Annotated in this window: 14 protein-coding genes; 8 read left to right on the top strand and 6 right to left on the bottom strand. The window is 63.6% G+C overall.

Annotation, left to right across the window (positions count from 1 at the left end; genetic code table 11):
- Positions 1 to 110: 110 nt before the first annotated feature.
- Positions 111 to 1,184, bottom strand: coding sequence for a DUF748 domain-containing protein (locus V9K84_RS14820; protein WP_054914958.1), 1,074 nt, complete (start codon positions 1,182 to 1,184; stop codon positions 111 to 113).
- 130 nt (positions 1,185 to 1,314) lie between these two features.
- Between V9K84_RS14820 and cysK the strand changes: the two genes are divergently transcribed.
- The 3 genes from cysK to V9K84_RS14805 all read left to right on the top strand — a co-directional run bounded on the left by cysK (position 1,315) and on the right by V9K84_RS14805 (position 4,668).
- Positions 1,315 to 2,289 carry a cysteine synthase A gene (cysK, locus tag V9K84_RS14815; RefSeq protein WP_043864186.1) on the top strand — a complete coding sequence of 325 codons (975 nt, stop codon included), beginning with the start codon at positions 1,315 to 1,317 and terminating at the stop codon, positions 2,287 to 2,289.
- A 171-nt stretch (positions 2,290 to 2,460) separates the two neighbouring features.
- Positions 2,461 to 3,396, top strand: a complete 936-nt coding sequence (locus tag V9K84_RS14810; RefSeq protein ID WP_043864185.1) for an aspartyl/asparaginyl beta-hydroxylase domain-containing protein — start codon at positions 2,461 to 2,463, stop codon at positions 3,394 to 3,396.
- A gap of 372 nt (positions 3,397 to 3,768) precedes the next feature.
- On the top strand, positions 3,769 to 4,668 hold the full coding sequence (locus tag V9K84_RS14805) for a DMT family transporter (RefSeq protein ID WP_078481634.1): 900 nt from the start codon (positions 3,769 to 3,771) through the stop codon (positions 4,666 to 4,668).
- On the opposite strand, the gene V9K84_RS14800 is transcribed toward V9K84_RS14805, so the two are convergent.
- Positions 4,650 to 5,555, bottom strand: coding sequence for a DMT family transporter (locus V9K84_RS14800; RefSeq protein WP_054914956.1), 906 nt, complete (start codon positions 5,553 to 5,555; stop codon positions 4,650 to 4,652). The genes V9K84_RS14805 and V9K84_RS14800 overlap by 19 nt on opposite strands.
- Positions 5,556 to 5,800: 245 nt before the next feature.
- Between V9K84_RS14800 and aceK the strand changes: the two genes are divergently transcribed.
- The gene (aceK, locus tag V9K84_RS14795) at positions 5,801 to 7,522 is read left to right on the top strand and encodes a bifunctional isocitrate dehydrogenase kinase/phosphatase (RefSeq protein ID WP_043864182.1); all 1,722 of its coding nucleotides are present in this window, start codon (positions 5,801 to 5,803) and stop codon (positions 7,520 to 7,522) included.
- 76 nt (positions 7,523 to 7,598) lie between these two features.
- On the opposite strand, the gene V9K84_RS14790 is transcribed toward aceK, so the two are convergent.
- Positions 7,599 to 8,387, bottom strand: a complete 789-nt coding sequence (locus V9K84_RS14790) for a DUF6279 family lipoprotein (RefSeq protein WP_236066344.1) — start codon at positions 8,385 to 8,387, stop codon at positions 7,599 to 7,601.
- A 186-nt stretch (positions 8,388 to 8,573) separates the two neighbouring features.
- On the opposite strand from V9K84_RS14790, the gene V9K84_RS14785 reads away from it, so the two are divergent.
- Positions 8,574 to 9,410, top strand: coding sequence for a S1-like domain-containing RNA-binding protein (locus tag V9K84_RS14785; RefSeq protein ID WP_043864180.1), 837 nt, complete (start codon positions 8,574 to 8,576; stop codon positions 9,408 to 9,410).
- Here V9K84_RS14785 and V9K84_RS14780 read toward each other — a convergent pair whose 3' ends face one another.
- Positions 9,411 to 9,794: a hypothetical protein gene (locus tag V9K84_RS14780; RefSeq protein ID WP_043864179.1), complete on the bottom strand. Its 384-nt coding sequence runs from the start codon at positions 9,792 to 9,794 to the stop codon at positions 9,411 to 9,413.
- Between the two features lie 132 nt (positions 9,795 to 9,926).
- The gene (locus V9K84_RS14775; protein ID WP_088514500.1) at positions 9,927 to 11,411 is read right to left on the bottom strand and encodes a NosD domain-containing protein; all 1,485 of its coding nucleotides are present in this window, start codon (positions 11,409 to 11,411) and stop codon (positions 9,927 to 9,929) included.
- Positions 11,412 to 11,653: 242 nt separating this feature from the next.
- Here V9K84_RS14775 and V9K84_RS14770 point away from each other — a divergent pair, with 242 nt between their 5' ends.
- The 3 genes from V9K84_RS14770 to def all read left to right on the top strand — a co-directional run bounded on the left by V9K84_RS14770 (position 11,654) and on the right by def (position 13,525).
- Entirely contained in the window at positions 11,654 to 11,845 is a 192-nt protein-coding gene (locus V9K84_RS14770; RefSeq protein WP_043864177.1) for a CsbD family protein, read from the top strand.
- 167 nt (positions 11,846 to 12,012) lie between these two features.
- Positions 12,013 to 12,996: a YihY/virulence factor BrkB family protein gene (locus V9K84_RS14765; RefSeq protein ID WP_043864176.1), complete on the top strand. Its 984-nt coding sequence runs from the start codon at positions 12,013 to 12,015 to the stop codon at positions 12,994 to 12,996.
- Entirely contained in the window at positions 12,986 to 13,525 is a 540-nt protein-coding gene (gene def, locus V9K84_RS14760; protein WP_043864175.1) for a peptide deformylase, read from the top strand. Before V9K84_RS14765 ends, def begins: the two co-directional genes overlap by 11 nt.
- Here def and V9K84_RS14755 read toward each other — a convergent pair.
- A complete protein-coding gene (locus V9K84_RS14755) occupies positions 13,477 to 13,929 on the bottom strand; it encodes a GNAT family N-acetyltransferase (RefSeq protein WP_167400236.1) in 453 nt (150 codons plus the stop codon). The genes def and V9K84_RS14755 overlap by 49 nt on opposite strands.
- Between the last annotated feature and the right edge of the window lie 60 nt (positions 13,930 to 13,989).

The raw sequence follows: 13,989 nt of genomic DNA, 5'->3' as shown, positions 1-13,989 counted from the left end.
CTGTGAACGCGGACGGGGTATTCAGTCTGTGGATGATTGGTCATGGAACCGGGGTGGCAGGCCTGGCCTCGTCGCTGGCTTGCCAGCGAAAGGGCCAGTACCGCCATGGATCAGTCAGCTTTCGGCGGCCCCTGTTCATACCGCGCATTGAATGCCTGCACGAAGCCGTTGCGCAGAATCTGCAAAAACGCCTCGAACGCGCTGATATCGCTGTGATGCACGCTGCCGCTAAGCTCCACGCGCGTGGCGAACTGGTTCTTGCGCTGGTTCTTGAGCACCGTTTCGGTACCGCCCACCAGGGCTTCCCAGATCGAGCGCAGAAACCCCTTGTCCTTGTTCTCCACGTCCTGCTGCCAGTTGAACACTTCGACATCGCGCAACAACGGCTTGATGTAGCCCTTGAGCTGGCCCTTGTTCGCCTCGGCCTCGATCACCACGTCGCCGTGCCCGGCATTGAAGTCGAACTTGCCGTAAGCGCTGGCAAAGTCGTTCATCTGGCGCAGCTGGATGCCGGTGGCGCGCAGGCGGAACTGGAAGTCCTCGAAGTTGCTCAGCGGGTCGAAGGTGGCCGTGCTTTCCACCCGCGCGTCGCCCAGCAGCCGGGCCTTGCCCTCGAAGCGGGCGTCGCGCTTGCCTTCGACGTCCACCACGTTGGTCAGGTTGTAGACGCTGGCGTTGAGCTGGGTCGCTTCAAGGCTGACCGGCGGTTTGGAATTGAAGTTGCGAAAGGTCAGGGTGCCGTCGTCTATGCGCAGCTCGTTGAGGGTGATCGGCAGCAGCTTGCTCAGCTGCGCGCGCCAGTCGGTGCCCTTACCGGTCTGCGACGCCTGGGTGTTGCCGCCATCGACGAAGTTCAGTTTCGGGCGCAGGAAGGTCACTTCGGCCACCACGGCATGGTCGTACCACAGTGAATGCCAGCTCACCGACAGGTCGATCAGCGGCGCCTCCAGAAACGGCACCGGCACCTTGCCCGTGGTCTTGACGATGGTCAGGCCGTTGATCTTGTAGGCACCCCGCCACAGGGCCAGGTCGACATCGGTGACCTGGCCGCGGTAGTCGCCCATGTCGGCGAGCTTTTCGTTCAGGTAGTTGCGTACCAGGATCGGCAGCGTCAGGTGCAGGGCCAGCAGCAACAGTGCAATGCCCAGCAGCCCCCACAGGGGCCAGCGGTAGCGGCGTTTCATCGGCGTGGGTTCCGTGATTGAGGATGACCGGTTGACCGCCGCACGGGCGCATCGGTTCGTTCGGGGTGGACGCACCGCAGGGGCAGGCATACCCTTGAAGTTTTCGCACGGTGCCAAAAGGACCCAAGCCATGAGCCGTATCTTCGCTGACAACGCGCACTCCATCGGCAACACGCCGCTGGTGCAGATCAACCGCATCGCCCCGCGGGGCGTGACCATCCTGGCCAAGATCGAGGGGCGCAACCCCGGCTATTCGGTCAAGTGCCGGATCGGCGCGAACATGATCTGGGACGCCGAAAGCAGCGGCCGGCTCAAGCCGGGCATGACCATCGTCGAGCCGACCTCGGGCAACACCGGTATCGGCCTGGCCTTCGTGGCCGCTGCGCGCGGCTACAAGCTGATGCTGACCATGCCGGCCTCGATGAGCATCGAGCGGCGCAAGGTACTCAAGGCGCTGGGTGCCGAGCTGGTGCTGACCGAGCCTGCCAAGGGCATGAAGGGCGCGATCGAGAAGGCCGCCGAAATCGTAGCCAGCGACCCGGCCACCTACTTCATGCCGGCGCAGTTCGACAACCCGGCCAACCCGGCCATTCACGAGAAGACCACCGGTCCGGAAATCTGGAACGACACCGACGGCGGGGTCGATGTGCTGGTTGCCGGCGTGGGCACCGGCGGCACCATCACCGGTGTGTCGCGCTACATCAAGAACACCCAGGGCAAGCCGATTCTGTCGGTGGCGGTCGAGCCGCTGGTGTCTCCGGTGATCACCCAGGCCCTGGCCGGCCAGGAAATCAAGCCCAACCCGCACAAGATCCAGGGCATCGGCGCAGGTTTCGTACCCAACAACCTGGACCTGTCGATGGTCGACCAGGTCGAGCTGGCCAGCGACGAGGAGTCCAAGGCCATGGCCCTGCGCCTGATGCAGGAGGAAGGCATCCTGTGCGGTATCTCCTGTGGCGCGGCGATGGCCGTGGCGGTACGCCTGGCCGAAAAGCCGGAAATGCAGGGCAAGACCATCGTGGTGATCCTGCCCGATTCGGGCGAGCGCTACCTGTCCAGCATGCTCTTCAGCGACCTGTTCACCGAGCAGGAAAACCAGCAGTAACCACCGCCAGGCTCCACCGAGGCTGATCCGCCTCAATGTTCGGCGCACTGCGTTGTTGCACAATTGCCAACACTGAATGTCCGGCCCCGGTTGTTTTTACCGGGGCCGGATCGGTTTATCATGTCCGATTATCCGGCAGCGATGGCCTGATCGAAATTCAAGGAGTGTTGCATGACCTTTTCCTTTGTCGCCAAGGCAGGTGTACTGCTGCTGTTCTTCGGCAGCACCCTGTACGTGCACCTGCGCGGCAAGGCGCGTTTGCCCGTGTTGCGCCAGTTCGTCAACCATTCGGCGCTGTTCGCCCCCTATAACGCCCTGATGTACCTGTTTTCCGGGGTGCCTTCCAAGCCCTACCTGGACCGTAGTCGCTTCCCCGAGCTGGACGTGCTCAAGGACAACTGGCAGGTGATCCGCGAGGAGGCCATGCACCTGTTCGACGAGGGCTACATCCGCGCCGCCGAAAAAGACAACGATGCCGGCTTCGGTTCGTTCTTCAAGAAGGGTTGGAAGCGCTTCTACCTGAAGTGGTACGACAAGGCGCTGCCATCGGCCGAGGCGCTGTGCCCCCGCACCGTCGAGCTGGTCAACAGCATCCCCAACGTCAAGGGCGCGATGTTCGCCCTGCTGCCGGGCGGCAGCCACCTGAACCCGCACCGCGACCCATTCGGCGGTTCGCTGCGCTATCACCTGGGGCTGTCCACGCCGAACTCGGACGACTGCCGCATCTATGTCGACGGCCAGGTGTACGCCTGGCGCGATGGCGAAGACGTGATGTTCGATGAAACCTACGTGCACTGGGTGAAGAACGAAACCGAGACCACCCGGGTGATCCTGTTCTGCGATATCGAGCGACCGCTGACCAGCCCGCTGATGACTCGCATCAACCGCAAGGTCAGTGCCTTCCTGGGCCGGGCCACCGCGCCGCAGAACACCGACGACGAGCGCGTGGGCGGGATCAACCAGGCGTATGCCTGGAGCAAACGCTTCAGTACCGTGATCAGCAGCCGGGTCAAGACCTTCAAGCGCGCCAACCCCAAGGCCTACCGCGTGCTGCGCCCGGTGCTGGCGGTGCTGGTTGCTTACCTGCTGTACCGCTGGCTGTTCTGACCACACTCGGTGCAAGGTTGGCCCCTGCCGGGGCGGGCCTTGCACCGTGTCGCGAGTGTGGCTATATTCACCCACAGTTCACCTCACCGAAGACCTGCACATGCCAGCTTCCCGCCCCACCACCGTATTCGCTACCGCGCCCGACGCGGTCGTGGTCGTGCGTGGGTCCCAGCAGCCGGTCATGATCAGTCACTACCCACCACCTGTCAGTAGCCCCGTGGCGTGCGTTGTCGCACCACCCGGCGTGGTTGTAGTGCTGGGCTGAGCGGCCACTGGCTGCGCCCCCACCACACCTGAACCCTACTGAATACGGCCGGCTGCATCGCGCAGCTCGACCGTTCGGCTTACTTGCCCGAATACAGGTGGCATTTCATGTCAGTTATCTCGAAACAATCCGTGGCCTCGGCGGCCACCACCAGCCTGTTCGTCCTGCTCTGGAGCAGCGGCGCCATCGTCTCCAAGCTCGGCCTGGCGCAGGCCTCGCCCTTTGCCTTTCTGCTGATCCGCTTTGCGATTGCCTTTGTCGGCCTGCTGCTGCTCGGCCCGTTGCTGCGCCTGCACTGGCCACGCGGTCGCGGCCCGTTGCTGCAAGCCATCGCCACCGGCTGCGTGCTGCTCGGTGCCTACCAGATCTTCTACCTGCTGGCGCTGGACCTGAAGGTGACGCCCGGCATCATGGCCACCGTGATGGGCGTGCAGCCTATCCTCACGGTGGTGCTGATGGAGCGCAAGCGTTCGTTCAGCCGCCTGTTCGGCCTGAGCCTGGGGCTGATCGGGCTGGTGATGGTGGTGTACCAGGGCATCGGCCTGGGCGGCATCTCGCTGGCGGGCATGCTGTTCGCGCTGCTGGCGCTGGCCAGCATGACGTTCGGCTCGATCATGCAGAAGCGCATCACCAGCAACCCGGTGGGCACGCTGCCCTTGCAGTACCTGGCGGGGCTGCTGATGTGCGCGCTGTTTGCACCGTTCCAGCCGCTGGCGGTCAACCCCAGTACCAGCTTTGTGTTCTCGGTGCTGTGGATGGGCCTGGTGGTGTCGTTGCTGGCGACCTTGCTGCTGTACCGGCTGATCGCCAAGGGCAACCTGGTCAATGTCACCAGCCTGTTCTACCTGGTGCCGGCGGTGACGGCGGTGATGGACTACCTGATCTTCGGCAATCGCCTGGCGGCCTTGAGCCTGCTGGGCATGGGCTTGATCGTGGTGGGCCTGCTGTTCGTGTTCCGCAAGCCCGCGACCAAGCCTGACACGGTGGATCAGTCGCTGGCCAGCTGACGGGCCTGGCGGGCCGGCTTGAGCACCAGCCACAAGGCCACGGCAATCAGCAGCCCGCCATACAGGTGCGCCATTGACAGGGGCTCGTCCAGTAGCCACGCGCCCCACAGCACGCCGAAGGCCGGGATCATGAAGGTTACGGTGGTGGATTTTACCGGGCCGATTTCGCTGATCAGGCGAAAGTACAGGATGTAGGCGAAGGCGGTGCACAACAGGCCCAGCCCCAGCAGCGACAACCACACCTGCCAGCCGCCCCAGCTGGCAGGTGGCTGGGTGATCACGCTGAAGCCGAACAGCGGCAGCAACAGCAAGGTGGCGCCCATCATGCTGCCCAGCGCCGACAGGCGACTGTCCAGGCCGCCCTGCTGGTCGAGCCAGCGCCGCGCCAGATACCCCGAGAAGCCATAGCAGGTGGTGGCCGCCAGACACGAGAGGGCGCCCTGCATGAGCCTGGCGTCGAAGGCCACCGGCCCCGCACCACTGAGAATGCCGACCCCGAACAGGCCCAGGAAGATGCCGCCCAGCTTGGGCAGGGTCATGGCCTCGCGAAAGAACAGCGCGCCGATCAGCACGCCCATCAGCGGCGTGGTGGCGTTGAAGATCGCCGAGTAGCCGGCGGGCAGCACCTGGGCGGCCACCGAGTAGAGCGTTGCGGGTATTCCCGAGTTGATCATGCCCAGAAACAGGCAGGCCTTGAGTTTGCCCTGGAAGTCCCAGCGCACGCGCAGCAGGGCGAGAATCACCAGCAACCCGGCGCAGGCGATGGAGACGCGAAAGAAGGCGGTGGGCAGGGTGCCCAGCACCGGCGCAATGATGCGCATGAACAGAAAACTGGCCCCCCACACGGCAGCGAGAATCAACAGTCGGGTGATGGCGATGGGGCTCACGGGGGTTCTCCGGGTAACAGGGGCAGGGGCGGGAGTTTACGGTAAAAGCCAGGGTGGGCTCTCTCGCTTTCTTGCGGTGTCAATTCGGGCGCTTTCGCCAGCACCGCTGGCTCCTGCTGTGGGGGCGGTATCTGTAGGAGCCGGCCTTGCCGGCGAAGGGCGCGAAACGGTTCCTAAGTAGGCTATCGCAGCCTTGCGTGACTGGCTAAGCTCAGGTCTTTGAAATTCCCGCAGAGGTCTTACCCATGCCCCAACAATGGCCGGCCGCCGCCATCGCCCGGATGATTCTCGATGGCTTCGACAGCTACCGTGAGCACTTTCGCCAGATCACCGACGGGGCACGCCAACGCTTCGAGCTCGCGCAATGGCAGCAGATCCAGACGGCCTCGGCGGCACGTATCAATCTCTACGAGGAAAAGGTCAGCGAGGTCAGCGGCTGGCTGGCCGGCGCTTTCGAGCCCGAGGTTCTGCTGGATGCGACGTTCTGGCCGCTGGTCAAGAGCGCCTACATCAGCCTGATCGACCCGCGCCTGGACGATGAGCTTTCCGAAACCTGGTACAACTCGATTTTCTGCAGCCTGTTCAGCCATGACCTGATCAGCGACGGCTGCATGTTCATCCATACCACGCGCCCGGCACTGCGCGCCCATGAGCGCGCCGCGCAGACCCGCACCTACCGCCCCCAGGGCGGGCTGGGCGAGATGCTCGCGCAGGTCTTCGCCGACTACGCCTTCGCGGTGCCCTTCGCCGACCTGCCTGGTGATCTGGCGCGCCTGGAGGCGCAGTTGCGCGAGAACCTGCCCGATTGGGTGTGCAAGGACCCGCAACTGCAGGTGGAGCTGTTTTCCTCGGTGCTCTATCGCAACAAGGGGGCCTACCTGGTGGGCCGGCTGTTCACCCACGATGAACAGTGGCCGCTGGTGATTCCGCTGCTGCACCACGAAGGCCACGGCATCGAAATCGATGCGCTGATCACCGATGAAGCCGATGTGTCGATCATCTTCTCGTTCACTCGCTCGTACTTCATGGTCGATGTGCCGGTGCCGGCCGAGTTCGTGGGCTTTCTCAAGCGCATCCTGCCGGGCAAGCACATCGCCGAGCTGTACACCTCCATCGGTTTCTACAAGCACGGCAAGTCCGAGTTCTACCGGGCGCTGATCAATCACCTGGCCAGTACCGACGACCGCTTCATCATGGCCCCCGGTGTGCGCGGCATGGTCATGAGCGTGTTCACCCTGCCGGGCTTCAACACCGTGTTCAAGATCATCAAGGACCGCTTCTCGCCGTCCAAGAGTGTCGACCGCGCCACGGTCATCGAGAAGTACCGCCTGGTAAAGAGCGTCGACCGCGTGGGGCGCATGGCCGATACCCAGGAGTTCGCCGACTTTCGCTTCCCGCTGGGCAAGTTCGAGCCAGAGTGCCTGGCCGAGCTGCTGGAAGTGGCGCCGTCGACCGTGGTGGTGGAGGGCGACACGGTGCTTATCCGCCACTGCTGGACCGAGCGGCGCATGACCCCGCTGAACCTGTACCTGGAAAACGCCAACGAGGCCCAGGTGCGCGAGGCGCTGGAGGACTACGGGCTGGCGATCAAGCAACTGGCGGCGGCGAACATCTTCCCCGGCGACATGCTGCTGAAGAACTTTGGCGTTACCCGGCATGGGCGGGTGGTGTTCTATGACTATGACGAGATCTGCTTTCTGACCGAAGCCAACTTCCGCTATATCCCGCCGCCGCGTTTCCCCGAGGACGAGATGGCCAGCGAGCCGTGGTACTCGATAGGGCCGCTGGACGTGTTCCCCGAGGAGTTCCCGCCGTTTCTGTTTGCCGATATCGGCCAGCGACGCCTGTTCAGCCAGTTGCATGGCGAGTTGTATGACGCCGATTACTGGAAGGGGCTGCAGGCGGCGATACGGGAGGGGAAGGTGATCGATGTGTTCCCGTACCGGCGCAAGTGCCGGGAGAACTGAGCAGCTTCGCCGGCCTTGCCGGCGCCAAGGGGAAGCGCGTCGCGCCTGTAGGAGCCGGCCTTGCCGGCGAATCGGTTCAGGATTGCAGGCACTTGAGCTTGCTGAAGTCCTGCTGCACCTTGGCCAGCCTGCCCTGCAGGTGCTGACGTTGCTGCTCGCTGCTCTGCGCCATCAGGTCCACCAGCAGGCTGCGCGCCTCCTGTTCGGTACGCTGGTAGGCCATGCGGTACTCCGGCGTCCACAGGCTTTCGCGCTGCTTGAGCAGTTGTTCCAGCCTTGGTTCGAATGCCTCGCTGCGCCGTTGCTCCATCGCCGCGCTGAACTGCGCCTGCCAGTGTGCGCGGTTGGCGATCCACTGACGGTTCTGTTCGCCCAACGCCTGTGACCACTGCGCCACGCGCAGGCGCTGCTGCGGGTTCAGTTCGCCCAGCCATGGCGTCAGGCGTTTTTCCATGCGCTGCTGGCGCTGCTCGATCTGCCTGGCCAGCGGCGTCTTCACGTACTTGGCCTCGCGCTCGCGAATGTCTTCGGCAAACGCCTCGCGCATGTCGCTGACCTGTTCGTCGTCCATGCCGCGCAGCAGCTGCGTGGCCGACGGCATGATCTGGTCGGCCACCTCGGCGATGGCCTGCTTGGCCTGCTCGGTGCGCAGCCTTAGCTGCGCGTCGGTGACCTCGTTGTGCGCGACCATCTGTCGAATATCGCCCAGCCATGTCAGATAGCCCGGCAGCTGTGTACGACAATGCCATGCCAGGTGCGCCTTGAGTCGTTCGTCCAGCCAGCCTTTCTGCTGGCGATTCATGCTCAGGTAGTCGCTCAGCGACCAGGGCACCAGTACATCGAGGTTGCGGTAGGCGAGGTCCATGCGGTTGCAGCCGACCAGCAGCAGCGTCGACAGCACCAGCAGCGAAAGGCAGCGAAACAACGTGGACAGGCAGGCATCCATGGGTGCATATCCTTGCAGGGGCGTGCTTGTGTTTATAGAACAACGGCGCGCCTGGCGGTTCCCGTAGCGTGTAGAATGCCAGCCTCGCAACGAGGATTTCAGCAAATGGCTTTAGTTGGGCGTTACAACACTTTGCAAGTGGTCAAGCACACGGATTTCGGTCTGTACCTGGACGGCGGGGCGGACGGCGAGATTCTGCTGCCCAACCGTTACATCCCCAAGGACACGCCCACCGAGGTCGAGGACTGGCTCAACGTCTTCGTCTACCTCGACAGCGAAGACAAGCTGATCGCCACTACCGAGAAGACCAAACTGCAGGTGGGCGAGTTCGCCAGCCTCAAGGTGGTGGAAATCAACAGCATCGGCATCTTCCTCGACTGGGGCCTGCCCAAGGACCTGTTGATGCCGTACTCCGAAGAAAAACGCCAGATGAAGGCGGGCGAGTACTGCGTGGTGCATGCCTACCTCGACAAGCGCACCCGGCGCATCACCGCCACCGCGCGCCTGGACCGCTACCTCGACAAGCTGCCGGCCAACTACAGCGTGGGCCAGGAAGTCGACCTGCTGGTGGTCGAGGAAACCCCGATGGGGTTCAAGGCCATCATCAACAACAAGCACTGGGGCCTGATCCACAAGAACGAAGTGTTCAAGTTCTTGCGTTCGGGCAAGCAGGAGAAGGGCTACATCAAGGAGCTGCGCAGCGACGGCAAGATCGCCCTGAGCCTGCAGCCGGTCGGCCAGGCCCTGGCCAGCACGCTGAACGACAAGATCCTCGACAAGCTCAAGGCCGCCAACGGCGTGCTGCCGGTCAGCGACAAGAGCGACCCGCAGGTGATCAGCGACCTGTTCGGGGTGAGCAAGGGCAACTTCAAGAAAGCGATCGGCGCCCTGTACAAGGACGGGCGCATCGTGATTCACGCCGACCGCATCGAACTGGTCTGATCAGACCTGCACGAAGGCGGCAAAACTCAGGTTTTCGCCGCCCGGACGCAAGTCCTGCAGCAGCGAGTCGCGGTCGGCGCTCAGCGCCAGGCTGATGGTCGAGCGACGCTTGCCCGGCTTGCGTACTTCCATCTTCTCCAGGTGCGCACGCAGGAAGTTGACCGGCACCTTGAGGTGCTGCAACTGGTCGGTCTCCGGGGTGTAGAGCAGCAGGTTGACCCAGTCGGCCACGCTCTTGGGCAGCACCAGCTTCACCGGCACATCGAACCACCACAGGCTGCGCTTGGTATCGAGCACGGCAAACAGGGTGTTGTCGCTGTTGAGCACAGGGCGTTCCAGCGCCTGGTTGCGACGGGCGATGGCGGTGGGTTTGTCGAGTTTCATGCAGGTTCCTACGGGTGACGCTTGAAAGGTCGGCCATTGTGCTGGGATTGCGCTGAAAACTAAAGCGGGGCCTGCTGACAGGGCCGACCATTCGCAGACAATCCCTGCCGACGAATGGCCACCCCGCGGTCCTCAGCGCGCCAGCGCCTTGCTCAACTCCGAGGTGGCCCCGTCGGACCGGGTGACCGTCGCGGTGAACGCCTGCAGCCCATCTGCTTGCGGCAATACATACTCGAACTGCGCCTGACCCCTGGCATCCGTCGCCACCATCACTTCGCCCAGATACTGCTCCGCTTCACCGGCCTTTGAGTCAGCATTGCCGAACACCTCCACCCGCAACAGGCTGTCGGGCTCGCCACTCACCTGGCCCAGCAAGCGGTCACCTTTGACTGCCTTGAGCAGCGGGGCCGCCTGATCGTGATTGGGTACCGGCTGGCAACCCTGCGGTGCGGCCTTGTCGGTGCAGATGATCGCCCGGTTGGTGCCCGACGGGTCGACACCGATGCCACGCGAGCCCACATAGAGCGCATGCTCCAGCGCCGGCACCGAAAACACGATGGCGCCGGTGCGCTGATCGGGCACGCACGAACCGCCCGCTTCGCAGCGCCGGATATCCTGGCTGTTGTTCCAGATGCGGTTGGCGGTCAGGCGGTTGCTGGTGGAGGTCGGCTCCGGGCGCAGCGCCACGCCGATGCGGTTGCCGTGGATCAGGTTGCCATCGAGGATGTTGCCCGCACCGCTGACGCTCACGCCAATGGAGTTGCCGGTAAAGGTGTTGGCCCCCAGGTAATTGCGCTGGCCCCAGTTGATCTGCAGGCCGTCGGAATAGTCCTCGAAGCGGTTGCGCACCACCGTGTTGTCATTGCCCCACAGGATCTCGATGCCCTGGGAGGGCTCCGCGTTGGCCGGGGTGGAGCGAAACAGGTTGTCGGCCACCAGGTTGAACGCCGCGCCGCGGGTCAGCTCCAGGCCGTCGCCGTTGTCCACCAGCTGGTTGCGCAGCACCTTGTTGTTCACCGTGGTGGTGGCGGTCGAATTGCCCTGGCCGTCGTCGCCGGTCAGCATGATGCCGGCGCCACCCTTGTTGGCGGTGATGCGGTTGTCCTGAATGACGTTGTGGCTGGCGCGGTTGACCAGGATGCCGATGCAGAAATTACGCACATCCAGGCCGGAAATCTCCACGCCCTGGGTATCGCGTATCACCAGCCCCGGGCCGGTGGTGGTGCGCACATTGGTGCCGAACTGTCCGGGCACGGCGCCAGGGCATGCGCGCGTGCCGTTGCCGACGATATAGGCCGAACCGTCGATGGCGATGTACTCGCCGTTGCGCTTCCAGGCCGCACCTTCGAGGCTTACCGGGCCGAGAATCGGCGGCAGGGCCGAAGCGGGCTTGATCACGTAGGGCGGCTGGCCGACCGGGCGGATCTCGATCCGGTAGGTGCCGGGCGCCTGGTTGTTGCGCTCGATGGCCCAGCGCAGGCTGCCGGGCTGCTCGTCGTCGGCATAGCGATCGACCACCAGGGTGGTCAGGGCGGCGGGCTGTACGGCAGGTGCTGCGTGCAGGGCATGGGCAGGTACGGCCAGCAGCAGGGCTGCCAGCAAGGGGGAGATACGCATGGGTAGTGATCGCTGTGTCTGTTGTTTTTATCGCGCCCGGGCTGCAGGGCGCTGGTGCCCGATTCTAGGCAAAGCCGACAACCCCTGGCGCAGGCCAGGCACGATTGGGGGCGATATTCGCCCGCTGTTTATCCATTGTGGGAATCCACACCGCACAAAAATATTTGAAACTCTCGCAGAAGCGGGCGGGTCCATTGACTGTCGACACTGACAGCTATTTGTTCCCCTTCAGGAGAAATGCCATGAGCAGCACTTCGGACAAAGCAAAAGGCTTGGCCAACGAAGCGGTAGGCAACATCAAGCAAGGCGTGGGCAAGGTGACCGATAACGATAAACTGCGCGCCGAGGGCAAGGCCCAGGAAGTCAAGGGCGAAACCCAGCAGGCAGTGGGCAAGGCCAAGGATGCGGTCAAGGATGCTGTGAAAAAGCCCTGACCGGCTGCGCGTGTAGCCGATAACGGCCATCTTCGGGTGGCCGTTCTGCTGTCTGTGGCAATCAATCGTAACCTCACAGACGTGGTCTACTAGACTACCGTCAGGTAAAACACCCCCCCAACGCTTGGATTACTGCCTATGACAGTGGAGCGGCGAAAGGAGACGCTATGATTTTCCCCAACTTGCACGGCCTGCCGTTGCATCGTGTTCTGGTGCGCACGGTAAGCGAGTTTCTCGATGACGAGATGTCCACCTATGCGTCGGCCCTGGCCTACCAGATGCTGTTTTCGCTGTTCCCCTTCCTGCTGTTCCTGATCGCCCTGATCGGGTTTCTGCATCTACCCGACTTCTTCACCTGGCTGCGCCTGCAGTCGGAACTGGTGTTGCCGCCCCAGGCGCTGGAGCAGGTCAACCCGGTGATCGACCAGTTGCAGCAATCCAAGGGCGGGCTGCTCTCGGTAGGTATCGTGATCGCCCTGTGGACCGCGTCGGCGGGCGTGCGCCTGATGATGAGCGCGATGAACGCCGCCTATGACGTGGTGGAAGGGCGCCCGGTGTGGAAGCGCATCCCGCTGTCGGTGCTGTATACCGTCGGAATCGCCGGCATGCTGCTGGCCGCCGCCGCCTTGATGGTGCTCGGCCCGCAGGTGATGGAATGGATCGCCTCGCAGGTAGGCATGCAGGAGTTCATCGTCACGCTGTGGACCATCCTGCGCTGGCCGGCCATCATCATCCTGATGATGGTGGCGGTGGCATTGATCTATTACGTGATGCCCGATGTGGAGCAGGAATTTCGCTTCATCACCCCCGGCTCGGTACTGGCGGTGGTGGTGTGGATCATCGCGTCGCTGGGGTTTGGCTACTACGTCAAGACGTTTGCCGACTACAACGCGATGTACGGCAGCATCGGTGCGATCATCGTGCTGTTGCTGTACTTCTATATTTCTGCCGCAGTATTGCTGCTGGGGGCGGAGATGAATGCGGTGATCGAGCACATGTCGGCCGAAGGCAAGGACCCTGGCGAGAAGGAAATGCCCGACGACGATGCGCCGGAACATGATAAAAAGCATGTTTCCGGGCTGGGGCGCGATCACTCCATCCCGTCCGATTCCGCGCCTGAACCCGTGAGCCGAGCCCCGCATGATTCGTGACATCCTGAAGATGGGCGACGAGCGCCTGTTGCGCGTTGCACCGCCCGTACCGGCCCGTCTGTTCGGCACTGCCGAGCTTGAGCAGCTGATTGCCGACATGTTCGACACCATGCAGCACGTGGGCGGCGTGGGGCTGGCGGCGCCGCAGATCGGGGTCGACCTGCAACTGGTGATCTTCGGCTTCGAGCGTAGCGAGCGCTACCCGGATGCCGAGCCCGTGCCGCAGACCATTCTGCTCAACCCGGTGATCACCCCGGTGGGCACCGAGGTCGAGGATGGCTGGGAGGGCTGCCTGTCGGTGCCCGGCCTGCGCGGCGTGGTCAGCCGCTACCGGCACATTCGCTACAGCGGGGTCGACCCGCAGGGCCAGCCCATCGAGCGCTCGGCAGAGGGTTTTCATGCGCGGGTGGTGCAGCACGAATGCGATCACCTGATCGGTCGCCTGTACCCCTCGCGCATCCATGACTTCAGCAAGTTCGGTTATACCGAGGTGCTGTTCCCGGGGCTGGACCCGGCCAGCGACGACTGATCCCGCGCCAACGCGATCAACGATTTGCTGCGCTGATAGCGCGCCAGACGCTCATTGAGCTGCAGCGGCAGTGCGCCGGCAGGGCTGAACCCCAGTGGCTGGTAGAAGGCCAGCAGGTCCGGGTGGCAGAACAGCCACACCGTGCCCGGCTTGCCGGCGCAGGCATGCTCGATCAGTTGTCGTGCAATGTGCCGGCCGCGCCAGGCGGGTGCCACCAGCAAGCCGGTCAGCCAGAACCCCTCGGGTACCGCGCTCATGTTCACTGCGGCGACAAGCTCACCCGCACGCGCCACCCAGGCCTCGCCCTTGGCACTGGCACGCATGGCCGTACCTTGGGCGCGATAGAATTTGTTCAGCAAAGGGCGCTCGGCAGCGCTTAGCAGGCTGTAGCGTATTTCACTCACGGCGGTTTCCAGCAAGGGCTCTGGCACGGGCTTTTACACGGGCTTGGGTAGGCTGTCGAG

This window comes from Pseudomonas sp. AE27 (genome assembly GCF_037113495.1).
GTDB classification, from domain to species: Bacteria; Pseudomonadota; Gammaproteobacteria; order Pseudomonadales; family Pseudomonadaceae; genus Aquipseudomonas; species Aquipseudomonas palmensis.
Note: the sequence above shows the minus strand (reverse complement) of the source record. Positions and strands in the feature narration are given on the sequence as shown.